13 protein-coding genes are annotated in these 14,499 nt (G+C 69.2%); 6 read left to right on the top strand and 7 right to left on the bottom strand.

What is annotated here, in order from left to right:
* Nucleotides 1-64: 64 nt before the first annotated feature.
* The 4 genes from ACFY6U_RS32810 to rplM all read right to left on the bottom strand — a co-directional run bounded on the left by ACFY6U_RS32810 (nucleotide 65) and on the right by rplM (nucleotide 3,230).
* On the bottom strand, nucleotides 65-583 hold the full coding sequence (locus ACFY6U_RS32810) for a hypothetical protein (RefSeq protein ID WP_390044012.1): 519 nt from the start codon (nucleotides 581-583) through the stop codon (nucleotides 65-67).
* Between the two features lie 109 nt (nucleotides 584-692).
* A complete protein-coding gene (glmM, locus tag ACFY6U_RS32805; protein ID WP_390044010.1) occupies nucleotides 693-2,051 on the bottom strand; it encodes a phosphoglucosamine mutase in 1,359 nt (452 codons plus the stop codon).
* Between the two features lie 180 nt (nucleotides 2,052-2,231).
* Nucleotides 2,232-2,744, bottom strand: coding sequence for a 30S ribosomal protein S9 (gene rpsI / locus ACFY6U_RS32800; protein ID WP_093499626.1), 513 nt, complete (start codon nucleotides 2,742-2,744; stop codon nucleotides 2,232-2,234).
* 42 nt (nucleotides 2,745-2,786) lie between these two features.
* Nucleotides 2,787-3,230, bottom strand: coding sequence for a 50S ribosomal protein L13 (gene rplM, locus ACFY6U_RS32795; RefSeq protein ID WP_351502660.1), 444 nt, complete (start codon nucleotides 3,228-3,230; stop codon nucleotides 2,787-2,789).
* Between the two features lie 388 nt (nucleotides 3,231-3,618).
* Here rplM and ACFY6U_RS32790 point away from each other — a divergent pair, with 388 nt between their 5' ends.
* The 6 genes from ACFY6U_RS32790 to ACFY6U_RS32765 all read left to right on the top strand — a co-directional run bounded on the left by ACFY6U_RS32790 (nucleotide 3,619) and on the right by ACFY6U_RS32765 (nucleotide 12,452).
* Nucleotides 3,619-4,497, top strand: coding sequence for a hypothetical protein (locus ACFY6U_RS32790; RefSeq protein WP_390044007.1), 879 nt, complete (start codon nucleotides 3,619-3,621; stop codon nucleotides 4,495-4,497).
* A 430-nt stretch (nucleotides 4,498-4,927) separates the two neighbouring features.
* Nucleotides 4,928-6,313 (top strand): glycosyl hydrolase, encoded by a 1,386-nt coding sequence (locus ACFY6U_RS32785; RefSeq protein WP_390044005.1) that lies wholly within the window; start codon nucleotides 4,928-4,930, stop codon nucleotides 6,311-6,313.
* Between the two features lie 260 nt (nucleotides 6,314-6,573).
* Complete coding sequence (locus tag ACFY6U_RS32780) at nucleotides 6,574-8,025, top strand: glycosyltransferase family 2 protein (protein ID WP_390044004.1); 1,452 nt, start codon at nucleotides 6,574-6,576, stop codon at nucleotides 8,023-8,025.
* A 21-nt stretch (nucleotides 8,026-8,046) separates the two neighbouring features.
* Entirely contained in the window at nucleotides 8,047-9,273 is a 1,227-nt protein-coding gene (locus tag ACFY6U_RS32775) for a glycoside hydrolase family 113 (RefSeq protein WP_390044002.1), read from the top strand.
* Nucleotides 9,274-9,288: 15 nt separating this feature from the next.
* Complete coding sequence (locus ACFY6U_RS32770; RefSeq protein ID WP_390044001.1) at nucleotides 9,289-10,386, top strand: sugar phosphate nucleotidyltransferase; 1,098 nt, start codon at nucleotides 9,289-9,291, stop codon at nucleotides 10,384-10,386.
* A gap of 38 nt (nucleotides 10,387-10,424) precedes the next feature.
* Nucleotides 10,425-12,452, top strand: a complete 2,028-nt coding sequence (locus tag ACFY6U_RS32765; RefSeq protein WP_390043999.1) for an acyltransferase family protein — start codon at nucleotides 10,425-10,427, stop codon at nucleotides 12,450-12,452.
* 3 nt (nucleotides 12,453-12,455) lie between these two features.
* Here ACFY6U_RS32765 and truA read toward each other — a convergent pair whose 3' ends face one another.
* The 3 genes from truA to ACFY6U_RS32750 all read right to left on the bottom strand — a co-directional run.
* Nucleotides 12,456-13,301, bottom strand: a complete 846-nt coding sequence (truA, locus tag ACFY6U_RS32760) for a tRNA pseudouridine(38-40) synthase TruA (RefSeq protein WP_390043997.1) — start codon at nucleotides 13,299-13,301, stop codon at nucleotides 12,456-12,458.
* A gap of 129 nt (nucleotides 13,302-13,430) precedes the next feature.
* Nucleotides 13,431-13,934, bottom strand: coding sequence for a 50S ribosomal protein L17 (gene rplQ, locus ACFY6U_RS32755; protein ID WP_390043995.1), 504 nt, complete (start codon nucleotides 13,932-13,934; stop codon nucleotides 13,431-13,433).
* Between the two features lie 181 nt (nucleotides 13,935-14,115).
* A partial coding sequence (locus ACFY6U_RS32750) for a DNA-directed RNA polymerase subunit alpha C-terminal domain-containing protein (RefSeq protein ID WP_324612174.1) occupies nucleotides 14,116-14,499 on the bottom strand: 384 nt, incomplete at its 5' end.

The following is a 14,499-nucleotide window of genomic DNA, read 5'->3' as shown; positions in this document are numbered from 1 at the left end:
CCGGAAGTCGCTCCGGGCCGGGCAGCGTGCACGTACGGCGAAGCCCGGCGGCTTCCGGCGGCCCCTAGAGCCGCCTCTCGCAGTTCACGACGGTGTCGCCGGGGTCGGCGAACACCGTGTCGGCGCCGGCGCCGCAGTCCACCGTGTCACCACCCGCGTTGTCCTCCACGCTGATGACGTCGCTGCGGCCGTCGGTGGTCACTTTGTCGACGCCCGTACCGGCATCGACGGTGGTGCTGACGGCAGCGTTGGAGCCGTTGAAGGTGTCGTCCCCGTCGCCCAGCTGTACCGCGAGTCGGCTGACCGTGGCGGCGCTGCCGCAGTCCGCGCTGGTGGCGTTCACCCGGGTGCAGCCCGGGCCGATCGCGATGCCCGTGGTGTCCGTGAGGACCAGTCGGCCGGTGGAAGTGTCGGCCGTGACCTGGTTGTTCACTCCGGCGCGCGCCTGGAGTACGACCAGTCCGCCGAGGATACGGAACGCCGTGGAGCCCGGTGTCTGGGCGGCGGCCGGGGTGGCGGACGAGGTGACGACGAGACCCGCCACCAGAACCGGACCGGCCGCTCGCTTCAGGATGGTGCTCACGATCTTCATGCTGTGTTTCTCTTCCGTCGAGGGGGCGCCGCACAGAGCGGCCTCGACGCAAGAGAAACAGCCGGTGATCAGTCGCGCACTTTTTGCTACGCCTTGCAGCTCAACCCAGCGCCGACTTCACCGCATCGGCCAGCCGCCCGGCCACCGACCGGGCCTGCTCGATGTCGGCCGCCTCGACCATCACCCGCACCAACGGCTCGGTCCCCGAAGGGCGAAGCAGCACACGCCCCGTCTCCCCCAGCTCCCGCTCCGCCTCCGCGACCGCCACCGCCAGGTCCCCGGACGTCTTCACCCGTGACTTGTCCACGTCCGGCACATTGATCAGCACCTGCGGCAGCCGCTCCATCACGCCCGCCAGCTCCCGCAGCGTCCGCCCGGTCTCGGCGACCCGCGCCGCCAGCAGCAGCCCGGTCAGCGTGCCGTCGCCGGTCGTCGCGTGGTCGAGGATGATGACGTGGCCGGACTGCTCGCCGCCGAGGGCGTACCCGTGCTCCTTCATCTCCTCCAGCACGTACCGGTCGCCGACCGCGGTCTGCAGGAGGTGCAGCCCCTCCCGCTCCAGCGCCAGCTTGAAGCCGAGGTTGGACATGACGGTGGCGACGACGGTGTCGGCACGCAGCTCACCGCGCTCCCGCATGGCGAGCGCGAGCACCGCGAGGATCTGGTCGCCGTCGACCTCCTCGCCGGTGTGGTCGACGGCGAGGCAGCGGTCCGCGTCCCCGTCGTGCGCGATGCCGAAGTCCGCGCCGTGCTCGACGACCGCGGCCTTGAGCTTGCCGAGGTGGGTCGACCCGCAGCCGTCGTTGATGTTGAGCCCGTCCGGCTCCGCGCCGATGGTGACGAGCTCGGCGCCGGCCCGGCGGAACGCCTCCGGCGAGACCCCCGCGGCCGCGCCGTGCGCCTCGTCCAGGACGATCTTCAGCCCGTCGAGCCGGTTGGGCAGGACCGACAGGAGGTGACCGACGTACTGCTCGAAGCCCTCGCCGTACGACCGCACCCGGCCCACGCCCGCACCCGTCGGCCGCTCCCACGGCTCGCCGTGCCGGTGGGAGTCGTAGACCGCCTCGATCCGGTCCTCCAGCTCGTCGGCGAGTTTGTGGCCGCCGCGGGCGAAGAACTTGACGCCGTTGTCGGGCATGGCGTTGTGGCTGGCGGAGAGCATGACGCCGAGGTCGGCGCCGAGCGCGCCGGTGAGGAAGGCCACGGCGGGGGTCGGGAGGACGCCCACGCTCAGGACGTCGACGCCCGCGCTCGCCAGACCGGCGATCACGGCCGCCTCCAGGAACTCCCCGGACGCGCGCGGGTCCCGTCCGACGACCGCCGTCGGCCGGTGGCCCTCGAACGTACCCGCCTCGGCCAGCACGTGCGCCGCCGCGACGGACAGGCCGAGCGCCATTTCGGCGGTCAGGTCCGCGTTGGCGACACCCCGCACGCCGTCCGTGCCGAAGAGTCGTCCCACTTGTCCTCCTGAAGAAGCGTCCTTGCTGCCAGGAAATGATGGCAGGCGCTTAGTCATGCGATCACACCAGCCTTTGAGCGTCTTGTGTCGTTATACGCCCTTGACCGGGATAAACGAACGCCCCGACGGCACATGTGGCGTGCCGCCGGGGCGTTCGGAGTACGTGCAGGCAGCTGGTGATTAGCGCTTGCTGTACTGCGGGGCCTTGCGGGCCTTCTTCAGACCGGCCTTCTTGCGCTCGACCGCACGGTCGTCGCGCTTGAGGAAGCCGGCCTTCTTGAGCGGGCCGCGGTTGTTGTCGACGTCGGCCTCGTTCAGCGCGCGGGCGACACCGAGACGGAGCGCACCGGCCTGACCGGAGACACCGCCACCGGCGATGCGGGCGACGACGTCGTAACGGCCCTCGAGCTCGAGCACCTTGAAGGGCTCGTTGACTTCCTGCTGGTGCACCTTGTTCGGGAAGTAGTCCTCGAGGGTGCGACCGTTGATCTTCCACTTGCCGGTGCCCGGGACGATCCGGACGCGGGCGATGGCGTTCTTGCGACGGCCCAGGCCGGCGGCCGGCTGCGGGTCGCCGAAGCGGGACGCGAGGGACTCGGAGGTGTACTCGCCCTCGACGGGGACGTCCGACTCCGTGGTGTAGCTGTCGATGTCAAGCTCTTCGAGCGGCTGCTCGGCAGTGGTCTCGGCCACGATGCTCCTCAGATTCTCTTCAGTCTTAGGGGGTGGCCGGGATTACTGCGCGACCTGGGTGATCTCGAACGGAACCGGCTGCTGCGCAGCGTGCGGGTGGTTCTCGCCTCGGTAGACCTTCAGCTTGGTGAGCATCTGACGGCCCAGGGTGTTCTTGGGGAGCATGCCCTTGACGGCCTTCTCGATGGCCTTCTCGGGGTTCTTGTCCAGCAGCTCGTCGTAGCGGACGGAGCGCAGACCGCCCGGGTAGCCGGAGTGGCGGTACGCCATCTTCTGGGTCCGCTTGTTGCCGGACAGGTGCACCTTGTCGGCGTTGATGATGATGACGAAGTCACCAGCGTCGACGTGCGGCGCGTAGATCGGCTTGTGCTTGCCCCGGAGGAGGGTCGCTGCAGTGGTGGCGAGACGACCCAGGACGACGTCCTGAGCGTCGATGACGTGCCACTGGCGCGTCACATCGCCGGGCTTGGGGCTGTACGTACGCACGGTTCGTAGCCTTCGCTTCGAGTGAATGGTCCTGAACAGGTCACCGAAACGATCACGACAGCCTGGACCACTGCGGCGACGCATACCGCGTACGTGGGGTTGCTGGTCATCGGCCCGGTGGACCGGTGTAAGGGCCCGTCCCGTGAGAATGAGCAAGCCAATACACAACGAAGAGCTAGCGTACCGGGGTGGCCCCGGAAGGGTCAAAACGAGCTCGCGTGGACATCGGGACGAGCGGTCGTCGACCGGGGCGGAAATCCTGGGCGCGCGGCCGTACCGGGATGCGCCGTCCTGCCCCCAAAGGTCCCCCGAAGGTCTCCTGAAGGTCCCCATTCTCCGTTCGTACAGTCGCACCGGTACCGCCCGGCCCCCGTCTAAGATGCGCCCCATGAGTTATGGGCAGGGGGGACCTCAGTCCCAGTGGGATCCGTGGAAACCGCAGTCTCAGCAGCCGTGGGGCAGCGGCACCGGCCAGACTCCGGACTGGGCGTCGCTCGCCGAGGCCTCGGAAACGCGGAACAAGCGCCGCAGAGTGCTGTTCATAGGCGGTGGCGTGGTCGCCACGCTGGCGATCGGCACCGCCGTCGCGATGGCCGTGGTGTCCGCGAACGGCGACAACAAGGCCTCCGGCACGCCCACCAACCTGCCGGCCAGCGGCTCGCTGCCCAGCGACACGGCCGGCTCGGTGCCGTCCTTCGCGCCGACCAGCGCGCCGCCACCGCTGGACCCGCAGGAGTTCATATCCAGCGTGCAGAAGGACACGGCACCGCTGAGCGCCGAGACCCTCTTCCCCGGCACCCAGCTGACCATGGGCGGGACGGTCTACAAGAAGGGCGCCACGGCCGACACCAAGAAGTGCTCCACGGCCGCCAAGGGCACCCTCCCGACCGTCCTCGACAAGGACGGCTGCACCCGCCTGCTGCGGGTCACCTACTCCAAGGACGGCGTCGCGGTCACGGTCGGCGTGGCCGTGTTCAACACCGAGGCGCAGGCGAGCAAGGCCAAGACCGAGGCCGACAAGAAGGGCTTCGTGACGGCCCTGGCCGGCTCCGGCGTGAAGGCCTTCTGCGACTCCGGCGTCTGCCGTACGACGACCAACGCGTACGGCCGCTACGCGTACTTCACCACCGCCGGCTTCCTGAACGGCAAGGACGTCACCACCAAGGACACCAAGGTCTTCCAGGCCGGCGACGACCTGGCGGAGTTCACCTTCCGCCAGATCCACCGCCGCGGCGAGGCCCAGGCGTCGGCGGCGGCCGACCGGTGACCCGTCCGCGCGGCGCGTGAGAGCCTCCCCCTACCCGACCGGTGATCAGGGCCAGCACCGGTCGTCGCGCCCTTGGGGGGACTCATGACGGACACGTCCAGACGCAGACTGCTCGCCGGCCCGCGCCGGTGCCGGAGGCGGCCGCCGCGGGCCGGCTGAACGTGCGGGACACCGCGTACCGCGCCCTCGGCGACGACTCCACCGACGACCAGCCGGCCGTCCGGAACGCCATCGACGCGGCCGGCTTCCAGCTCAACCAGGTGCACTGCGGCGTCATCGTGGCCGGTCGCGCAGTTCCTCCCCCAGCCTTCGGCCGGGGTACCCCCAGCGCCCCTTACGGGGCGCCCTGCTCGGGGCGGGGCAGAATGGTTTCGGCCAGAGGTTGGGGGCCGGTCGGGGAGAGATACGGGGGCGGGCGGGGGTCATGCGCATGCGGAGACGGGTTGCGCTCATAGGGGCGGGTGCCGCTGCCGGGCTACTGGGGCCGTCGGCTGTGTGGTGGGCTTGGCGGGACGCCGAGGACTCCCCGCGGACCCCCTCGCTCGTCCCCACCGAACTGCGGAACCGCGATCCCGAGGCGACGCCCGCCGCCCGCCGGGTCTACGCCCTGCTCGCCGGCCTGGAGAACCGGGCGCGGCGCGGCGAACCGTCACGGACGGTCATCGGCCAGCACGTCGAGCTGCACAACGAGCGCTACAACGCGTCGTACGGCGACTACCGGGGCACCAAGCAGCCCGGCTACTACTACAAGAAGGCCCACGACATCACCGGCAGGTTCCCGGGGTTCGTGGAGGTGGACCTGGGGCCCGGGTACGGACAGCCGGGCTGGGCGGTGGGCGAGCCGCGCACGTACTCCCGCTCCTCGTGGCCGAGCTGCCGCAGGTGCTGGGGGTACGTCGAGGACGCGGTGGACCTGGCGCTCGGCGTGTGGGCGGGGCTGCCGCGGCCGGCGGACGGTTCCTACCACCCCTCTGGCACGCACCTCGACTGCGCCTCCGGGACCCGGGTGAGCCTGCCGCAGAACGGGGGCGGCCCGGCGGGCATCGTCGGCTTCTCCTTCCACCAGCCCTACCCGGGCAGCACCGTCAAGGGCTTCGAGCAGACCCGTTACCAGAACTCCCCGGCGGCCCGGGACAGCGGCTGGTTCGGCCGGGTGGTCACCCCGGGCACCGCCGAGCACCGGGCCCTGCTGCTGGACCTGGATTATCTCGCCGACCACCTCGGCTACCTCGCGGAGCACGGGGTGCCGGTCCTGCTGCGGCCGTACCACGAGATGAACGCCAGGCCGGGGCACGGGTTCTGGTGGGCGGGGCAGGATCCGGCGGCCTACCGGAAGCTGTGGCATGTCACATACGACTACCTGGTGCACGACCGCGGCCTGCACAACCTGCTCTTCGTCTGGGCCCCCAGCGCCTGGGAAGGCACCTTCGCGCGGGAGCCCGGCGCCTACTACCCGGGCGGGCGGTACGTCGACGTCGTGGGCGTGGACGACTACAGCGACACCCCTCGGCGACCGTTCCACGGCAGGCCCTGGACCGAGGTCTGGCACCGGGGCCTGGAGCGCTACGACCGCCCCCGCGTCCTGGCCGAGTCCTTCTACGTTCCGCTCGGCTCCGCTCAGCACAGCACACTTTCGGACACCCCGTGGGTGCTCTGGACGGTGTGGGGCCAGGCCCTGACCTACACCAATGTCTCCGGTCCGAGCGGGAAAAACACCCCAGAAGACGTGAAATGGACGTACACGTCTTCGCAGGTCATCACCGGCACCGGAGGCGAACACTCCGGCTTCGACTGGGCTTCGTTGCACAAGCCATAGAATTATTACTTTCCCACTACATCTTGCTCACAGATGTTTCTTGGCTGATTCTTACGTGGCAGGATTTGTTTTCTTGCATGGCCGGGGCGCAGGTCGCCCGGGGGGCATCTGAACCGGCCGCAGAACGCCGAAGACGGCACCGGGGGGCAACATCACGGCCCGCAACGTGTGCGGCGAGACGAGGTTTCTCGTGTCACCACACCCGTCGCCGAGCCATGCCGTCCGGCAGCCACCGATCTCACGGAAGAGCATGTAGCCGTATGGCATCGACAGTGGTCGACGGGGGAACCCCGCATTCGCGACACAACGCGAAGCTGGCCAAGCGCACTGCTGACTGGAAACCGGGCATCCTCCCGTTCCTGATCCCGCTGGTGTTCCTGACCCTCTTCAGCCTGTGGTCCTACACCCCCAGCGACTCGCCGCTGGCCTGGCTGATCACCATCTGCTGGGCCCTTCCGGTGCCCGGCGTGCTGGTGTCGATCCAGGGCTTCCTGCTCATCCGCCGCCGGATCCGCAAGGCCCATCTGATGACCCCGCCGGCCCTGGTCGAGCAGGACTTCCTGACCGTGCTGGTGCCGACGATCGGGCGCCACGACACCTACCCGGCCCTGGAGCGCTCCGTCCTCTCCTACGTGGAGCACCTGCCGGAGTGGTTCCCGTACATGCGCGTGGACGTGCTCACCGAGGAGGGCTGCGAGGCCGCCGAGCGCATCGACGCGCTGGCCGCGACCAGCCACCTGATCCGCGTGGTCACGGTCCCGAAGGCCTACCAGACCAAGAACGGCACCCGCTTCAAGGCCCGCGCCAACAACTACGCCCACGAACTGCGCATCGAGGAGGGCGAGGCCCTCGACCACGTGTGGGTGCTGCACATGGACGACGACACCGGGGTCGGCCCCGACACCGCCGCGTCCCTGGCCCAGTTCATCAACCGGCAGCGCCGTGCGACCCCCGAAGAGGTCAAGCACATGGCGCAGGGCATCCTGACGTACCCGCGCGAGAACGCCGTGTCCATGCTCACCTGGTTCGCCGACGCGATCCGTCCCGCCGACGACATCGCCCGGTTCCGCGCCTTCACAGGCCTCGGTACCCCGGCCGCCGGCGTGCACGGCGAGCTGCTCGTCATCCGTGCCTCCATCGAGGCGGAGATCGGCTGGGACTTCGGCCCCAAGGAGATCGTCGAGGACGCCCGGCTGGCCCTGACCTTCTGCCGCCTCTACCCGGGGCGCAGCGACTGGTTCAACGGCCGCTGCTACGGCGCCTCGCCCGCCAACACCCAGGACTTCATCAAGCAGCGCGAGCGCTGGGCCTGGGGCCTGGTCGCCCTCTGCTTCAACCGCAAGGTGCCGCTGCGCTACCGCTGGTTCCTGACCATCTGCGTGACGAGCTGGATCCTCGGTCCGCTCCAGCACGTCGGCACGATCCTGTTCGTGGCCTGGTTCATCGGCGACATGAACACCTCCCCCGTGACCCAGTCCGTGGTCGTCCTCTGGTCGATCAGCTTCGCCTACGTGATCTGGGCGTACTGGGAAGGGCTGCGGCTCAACGCGATCGCCTCCCTCAACGGCAGGCGCAGGTGGTGGGAACCCATGGCCGTCCTCGTCATGCTGCCCTTCTTCTCCCTCATCGAGGGCATCGGCGGCATCAAGGGCCTGTGGAAGTTCGTTCGCCGCGAGGAGAACAAGTTCGTCGTCATCGCCAAGCCCGCCTGACCCGGAAGAGACCCCACAGTCATGAAGCGCGCACGCCTGCCCTTGCTCGCCGTGCTCCCCGTCACCGTCATCGCCGTCGTGGTGGCGACCCCCTTCGTGGTCGGCGACCACCCGCTGCAGTGGTCGTCCGGCTCGTTCGTGCCCCACCTGGTGCTCGACGGCAAGGAGCACAGCGGACCGGCCGGCTCCACGAGCGGCGACGGCAGGACCTCCGCGGCACCCTCGCCGACCACCGAGGTCGCCAAGGTGGACAAGGAGTGGAAGAAGGGCATGCCGCAGTGGGGCGCCCAGCTCTACTGGGAGGACAACCCCAAGCACTCCCTCGCCTACATCGAGAAGCAGGCCCGGCTGCACGCGAACTACCTGGTCGGCCTGCACGCCAACTCGGTCAGCGTCTCCTTCCCGTTCTTCACCGGGAAGCTCGCCTCGACGGCGGTCAGCCGGGGTGACAAGACCCCGACCCCCGACCGGCTCGCCCGCGTCCTGGAGATCTTCCACGAGGCCGGGCTGCGCACCACGATCCGGCCGCTGATGGACGAGCACTCCCTGAAGGCCGAGGACGGCTGGCGCGGCTCCATCAAACCCGCCGACCGCAGCGCCTGGTTCGCCTCGTACGAGAAGTTCGTCACCCCGTACCTGAAGGCGGCCGAGAGCGAGAAGGCGGCCACGTTCGTCATCGGCACCGAGCTGAACTCCCTGGAGGGCGACCCGCACTGGGAGACCGTCGTGGACGACGCCGAGAAGCTGTTCAGCGGCGAGGTCGCCTACGACGCGAACTGGGACAACTACGTCGAGGGACCCATCACCATGCCGGTGAACCATCTCGGCATCGACGCCTACTTCCCGGTCAAGGTCGACGACGACGCCTCGGTGCAGGACCTGGTCGCCGGCTGGAACAAGTGGCTGAACAGGAAGGCCACCGGTTCCCTCCCCAAGATCACCGTCGCCGAGGCCGGCATCGGCGCCATGAACGGTGCCTACCACGCCCCCGGCGACTTCTACACCAAGCGGGCGGTCAACCCCGAGGTGCAGGCCAACTGGTACACCGCCGTCTGCAAGGTCGTCCAGGAACGGAAGATGAGCGGCGTCTACTGGTGGTCGATCTACTTCGACGACGACCCCGACACCAAGCCCGACGACAAGGTCGCCTCCCGGCTCGACTTCGCCGGCCGCCCCCAGTCCGAGAAAGCGATCAAGACCTGCTTCACCTCGGACTACGCAGGCCCCGGAACCACCACCGCTAGCTGACCGAGCGAGGCACTCATGCAGGAAGCCATCATTCTGGTGGGCGGCAAGGGAACCCGCCTGCGTCCACTGACCAACCACACCCCGAAGCCGCTACTGGGCGTCGCGGGCTCCTCCTTCATCCGCCACCAGGTGGCCAAGCTGATGGACGCCGGTGTCGAGCACCTGGTGTTCGCCACGTCCTATCTCGCCGGCCTCTTCGAGGAGGAGTTCCGGGGCTTCTCACGGGACCTGGACATCTCCTACGCCGTCGAGGAGGTCCCGCTGGGCACGGGCGGGGCGATCCGCAACGCCGGGCGGCTGCTGCGCGGCCCGGCCGACGCCCCGGTGCTCGTCCTCAACGGCGACATCCTCTCCGGCGTGGACCTGCGCGGCGTCCTGGCGTACCACGAGGCCAACGAGGCCGACGTGACGCTGCACCTCACCCGGGTCGCCGACCCCCGGGCCTTCGGCCTGGTGCCCACCAACGGGTCCGGCCGGGTGCTGTCCTTCCTGGAGAAGCCCAAGACCCAGGAGGAGTGCGTCACCGACCAGATCAACGCCGGCTGCTACGTCTTCCGCCGGTCCGTCCTGGACGCCATCCCCGGCGACCGGGAGGTCAGCGTCGAGCAGGAGACCTTCCCCCGGCTCGTCACGGACGGCGGGCGGGTCTTCGGCCACACCACGGACGACTACTGGCGCGACCTCGGCACCCCGCTGGCCTTCGTCCAGGGGTCGGCCGACCTGGTCACCGGCAGGGCGACCTCGCCCCTGGTGGGGCCGCCGGCCGAGGCGCTGGTCCATCCCACGGCCACCGTGCACCCGAGCGCCCGTGTCACCGGCGGCTCGACGGTCGGCCCGTACGCGGTCATCGGCCCGCGTGTGGTCGTCGACCGCTCCATCATCGGCGCGCACGTCACCGTGGCCGAGGGCGCCCGGATCCACGAATCCGTGGTCGACCACGACTCGTCGATCGGCAACGAATCGTTTCTCCGCGAGGTCGTGGTGGGCTGCCACGCGCACGTCGGCGCCGAGAACGAGCTGCCCGCCCAGCTGCGGTTGTCGTGCGGCATCCGCATTCCCAGCCAAGGGGTGCGCGTCAGCGGTACGGCTGCCGCCTGCCTGACGGCCCACTGAAGTCGCCGGTCCGACCGGACACAGTTACTGGAGAACCGTTGACCAGCCATCGCTCACCGGCCACGCAGGCGGAACGCCTGCGCAAGTACCGGCCGGACATCCAGGGCCTGCGTGCCGTAGCCATCATGATGGTGGTCACGATGCACGTCGGTCTGCTCGACATCCACGGCGGCGTGGACGTCAGCTTCGTGCTGAGCGGCTTCCTCATCGGCAGCCAGCTCCTCGCCGAGATCGACAAGACCGGCAAGGTGTCGCTGAGCAAGTTCTGGGCGCGCCGGATGCGGCGGCTCGCCCCGGGCATGGCCGTCGTGGTCATCACCACGGCGGTCGTGGCCTGGCTGTACGCCAGCCCGCTCAGGTTCCGCGAGACCATGAAGGACGGTCTCAGCGCAGCGCTCAGCTTCATGAACTGGCGCCTCGTCGAGACGGGCACGGACTACTTCGCGAACGACGGGACGCAGTCCCCCTACCAGCACTTCTGGTCGCTGGGCATCGAGGAGCAGTTCTATGTGGCCGCTCCGATCGTCCTGGTCGTCACGGCCTGGCTGTCCCGCAAGATCTTCCGCAACCGCGCCCTGGTGGGGCTGTTCCTGGTGGCTGCGATCGGCGGGTCGCTGTACCTCTCGGTCAAGCAGACCGCCGAGAACCAGCCCCTCGCCTACTTCGGCACCCAGACCCGTATCTGGGAGCTCGCCTCCGGCATCCTGCTGGCACTCGGCGCACCGCTGCTCTCCCGCATGAACCAGGGGCTGGCGGCGGTGATCTCCTGGCTGGGCCTGGTGACCACCATCGGCACCGCGCTCGTCATCACCAAGGAGACCCCGCTGCCGGGCTACGCGGTGGCCGGCCCCGTGCTGGGCGCCTGCATGATCATCGCCGGTGGCTGCGCCAATCCCCGCCTCGGTGTGGAGCGGATCCTGCACAACCCGGTGACCAACTACGTCGGCAACGTGAGCTACGGCTGGTACCTCTGGCACTGGCCGATCCTGGTCCTGTGGCCCGACGTCGTGGGACGGGACATCACCTACTCGGACCGCTTCCGGGTGCTCTCGCTGTCCTTCATCCTGGCCGTCTTCATGTACTACGTCGTCGAGGCCCGGTTCCGGAACAACCCGCAGCTGGTGGCGACCCCCTGGAAGGGCATCTTCGCCGGCGGCACGGCGACCGCGAGCGCCGCCGCGGCCACGGCGTGCGCCCTGTTCATCCCTCTCAACCTCGCCACCTCGGCCGCCGCCGTGAACGGGGGCGCCACCGGGTACGCCGGCGAGGCGTCGGTGCAGAAAGCCGTGACCCAGAGCGAACTGTCGGGGACCGCACTGAACGCGCTGGCGACGGCTCCCAAGGACGCGACCCACTACGGCTGCATCGACAACACGGACGTCGAGAAGTTCGTCATGCGCGACAACTGCGTCATCGGCGACAAGACGGGGAAGCGCACGCTCGTCGTGATCGGCGACTCGCACGCCTGGCAGTGGGGTGACGCGTTCAACGAGCTCGGGCAGTCGCTGCACGTGAAGGTCGTGACCATGGCGAAGGGCGGCTGCTCCCCCGAGGTCTACGCCATCAAGAACCCCGAGCTGAACCGCGAGTACTCCGAGTGCGACAGCTGGCGGGAGTCGGCGTTCAAGAACATCGAGAACCTCAAGCCGGACGTCATCGTCGTCACCAGCCGCATCCGCCGTGAGGTGACCGAGGCCGGCGCCGAGAAGGCGTTCAAGAAGTTCGAGGCCTCGGGCGCCAACCTCGTCTACATCACCGACACCCCGCAGCCCGGCCGGAACGTCCCGGACTGCCTCGCCACCCACATCCACGACGTCACCGCCTGCAGTCCCGACGAGAAGACGGCCGTCGAATACCCCGACTTCCGCGTCATCGAGCAGAAGGTGGCGGAACGTCATGGTGCCACGGTTCTCGACTCACTCCCCGCGTTCTGCGCGGACAACGTCTGCCCGACGGTGATCGCGGACCAGATCGTCTACTTCGACAACAGCCATATGACGGGCAGCTACGCCAAGTCGCTGGCGCCCTTCCTCAAGCCGACCGTCAAGAAGGCCCTGGCCGGCTGACCCTCAGACCGTCCGCACCCGTACCCGGCGAGCCTGCCGCTGCCGTTCCAGCAGCTGGTCGGCCGCCGGGTACGCGACCTCCTCCAGGGTCAGCCCGTGCGGCCGTACGACGTGCACGGCGCTGTCCCGCACCCCCGCGTCCAGCACCTTCCGCGGCCACTCCACGCCCCGGTGCCCGTCCCCCACGAACAACAGCGCGCCGACCATCGACCGCACCTGGTTGTGGCAGAAGGCGTCGGCCCGGACCTCGATCTCGACGACCCCGTCGCCGCGCCGGCTCACCCCGAAGCCGAGGATCTCCCGGATCGTCGTCGCACCCTCGCGCTTCTTCGCGTAGGCGGCGAAGTCGTGCTCGCCGACGAGTGACTTCGCGGCGGCGTCCATGACGTCGACGTCCAGCTCCCAGTCGTGCCACAGCACGTGGTTGCGCAGCAGCGGGTCCACGCCTCCCGGCCGGTCCCCGACCCGGTACACGTAACGCCGCCACAGCGCCGCGAACCGCGCGTTGAACCCCGCCGGCGCCTCGCCGACCGACCACACCCGCACGTCCTTCGGCAGCCGCCCCGCGAGCCGCTTCAGCAGCTTCTCCCGCTGCTCCTCCCACACCCCGGCCGGCAGATCGACATGCGCCACCTGCCCCCGCGCGTGCACCCCGGCATCCGTGCGCCCGGCCACGGTCAGCTCGTACACCGTGTCCTGCGACCGCGTGACGACCCGCAGCGCATCCTCGATCTCCCCCTGCACGGTCCGCTTCCCGCCGGCCTGCTTGGCCCAGCCGTGGAAGTGGGTGCCGTCGTAGGACAGGTCGAGACGGACCCGGACATGACCGGGCTGAACTTCGTCACTCACGGAAGAATCCTCTCAGGCACGAAAAAAGTGGGCCCGCCCCTCGAAAGGAACGGACCCACTCACGCGCCCCGTCAGGGGCGCGGGGAACTGCGCGACCAGTCACGACGGACCGGCAGCCAAAGGACGGCCTTACGCCTCCTTCGGCTCCTCGCCTTCCGGCTTGGCGTCCTCGACGACCTCGTCGGCCTTGGTCTCCTCGACCTTGGCCTCCTCGGCCTCCTTGACCGCACGCTTGGTGGCGGCCTCGGCCTCACCGGTCGCCTGCTGGGCGACCGTCAGCGCCTCCACCAGCTCGATGACAGCCATGGGCGCGTTGTCGCCACGGCGGTTACCGATCTTGGTGATGCGGGTGTAGCCACCCGGGCGGTTCTCGTACCGCGGGCCGATCTCGGTGAAGAGCGTGTGCACGATGCTCTTGTCCGTGATGACCTGGAGCACCTGACGGCGGTTGTGAAGGTCGCCCTTCTTCGCCTTGGTGACCAGACGCTCGGCGTACGGGCGCAGGCGGCGGGCCTTCGCCTCGGTGGTGGTGATACGGCCGTGCTCGAAGAGCGACTTCGCGAGGTTCGCGAGAAGCAGCTTCTCGTGCGCGGCGCTGCCGCCCAGACGGGCACCCTTGGTGGGCTTCGGCATGGTTCTTCTCCTGTGTGTCTGCCCCGGCCGTATCAGGTACCGGGGTCAGTATCCGAGCAGACGGTCGTCTGTCGGAGATCCGGTCGAGGCCCCGAAGGGGCCCGACCGGAAGGGGCGCGGGGAACTGCGCGACAAGCCACAGCGCACCCGCACCCGAGTACGGACCGGAAGGCCCGAGCTCTTAGTACTGCTCAGTCTCCACGAAACCGGCGTCAGCATCGTCATCGGCACCGAAGGCGTCAGCCGCGGCCGTGGGGTCGAATCCGGGCGGGCTGTCCTTGAGGGCCAGGCCCATGCCGGCCAGCTTCGCCTTGACCTCGTCGATGGACTTCGCACCGAAGTTGCGGATGTCCAGCAGGTCGGCCTCGGAGCGCGCCACGAGCTCACCCACGGAGTGGATGCCCTCACGCTTGAGGCAGTTGTAGGAACGGACCGTGAGCTCCAGCTCCTCGATCGGCAGCGCGAGGTCCGCGGCCAGGGCGGCGTCCGTGGGGGACGGGCCCATGTCGATGCCCTCGGCGTCGATGTTCAGCTCACGCGCCAGACCGAACAGCTCGACCAGGGT

It is taken from the genome of Streptomyces sp. NPDC013157 (genome assembly GCF_042899865.1).
Classification (GTDB): Bacteria; Actinomycetota; Actinomycetes; order Streptomycetales; family Streptomycetaceae; genus Streptomyces.
This window is presented reverse-complemented; position numbering and strand designations above follow the sequence as displayed.

Coding starts and splice junctions, on each gene's coding strand:
- ACFY6U_RS32785 (WP_390044005.1), top strand. CDS start 4,928: ATGCGGAGACGGGTTGCGCTCATAGGGGCGGGTGCCGCTGCCGGGCTA.
- rplQ (WP_390043995.1), bottom strand. CDS start 13,934: ATGCCGAAGCCCACCAAGGGTGCCCGTCTGGGCGGCAGCGCCGCGCAC.
- ACFY6U_RS32770 (WP_390044001.1), top strand. CDS start 9,289: ATGCAGGAAGCCATCATTCTGGTGGGCGGCAAGGGAACCCGCCTGCGT.
- ACFY6U_RS32790 (WP_390044007.1), top strand. CDS start 3,619: ATGAGTTATGGGCAGGGGGGACCTCAGTCCCAGTGGGATCCGTGGAAA.
- ACFY6U_RS32780 (WP_390044004.1), top strand. CDS start 6,574: ATGGCATCGACAGTGGTCGACGGGGGAACCCCGCATTCGCGACACAAC.
- ACFY6U_RS32775 (WP_390044002.1), top strand. CDS start 8,047: ATGAAGCGCGCACGCCTGCCCTTGCTCGCCGTGCTCCCCGTCACCGTC.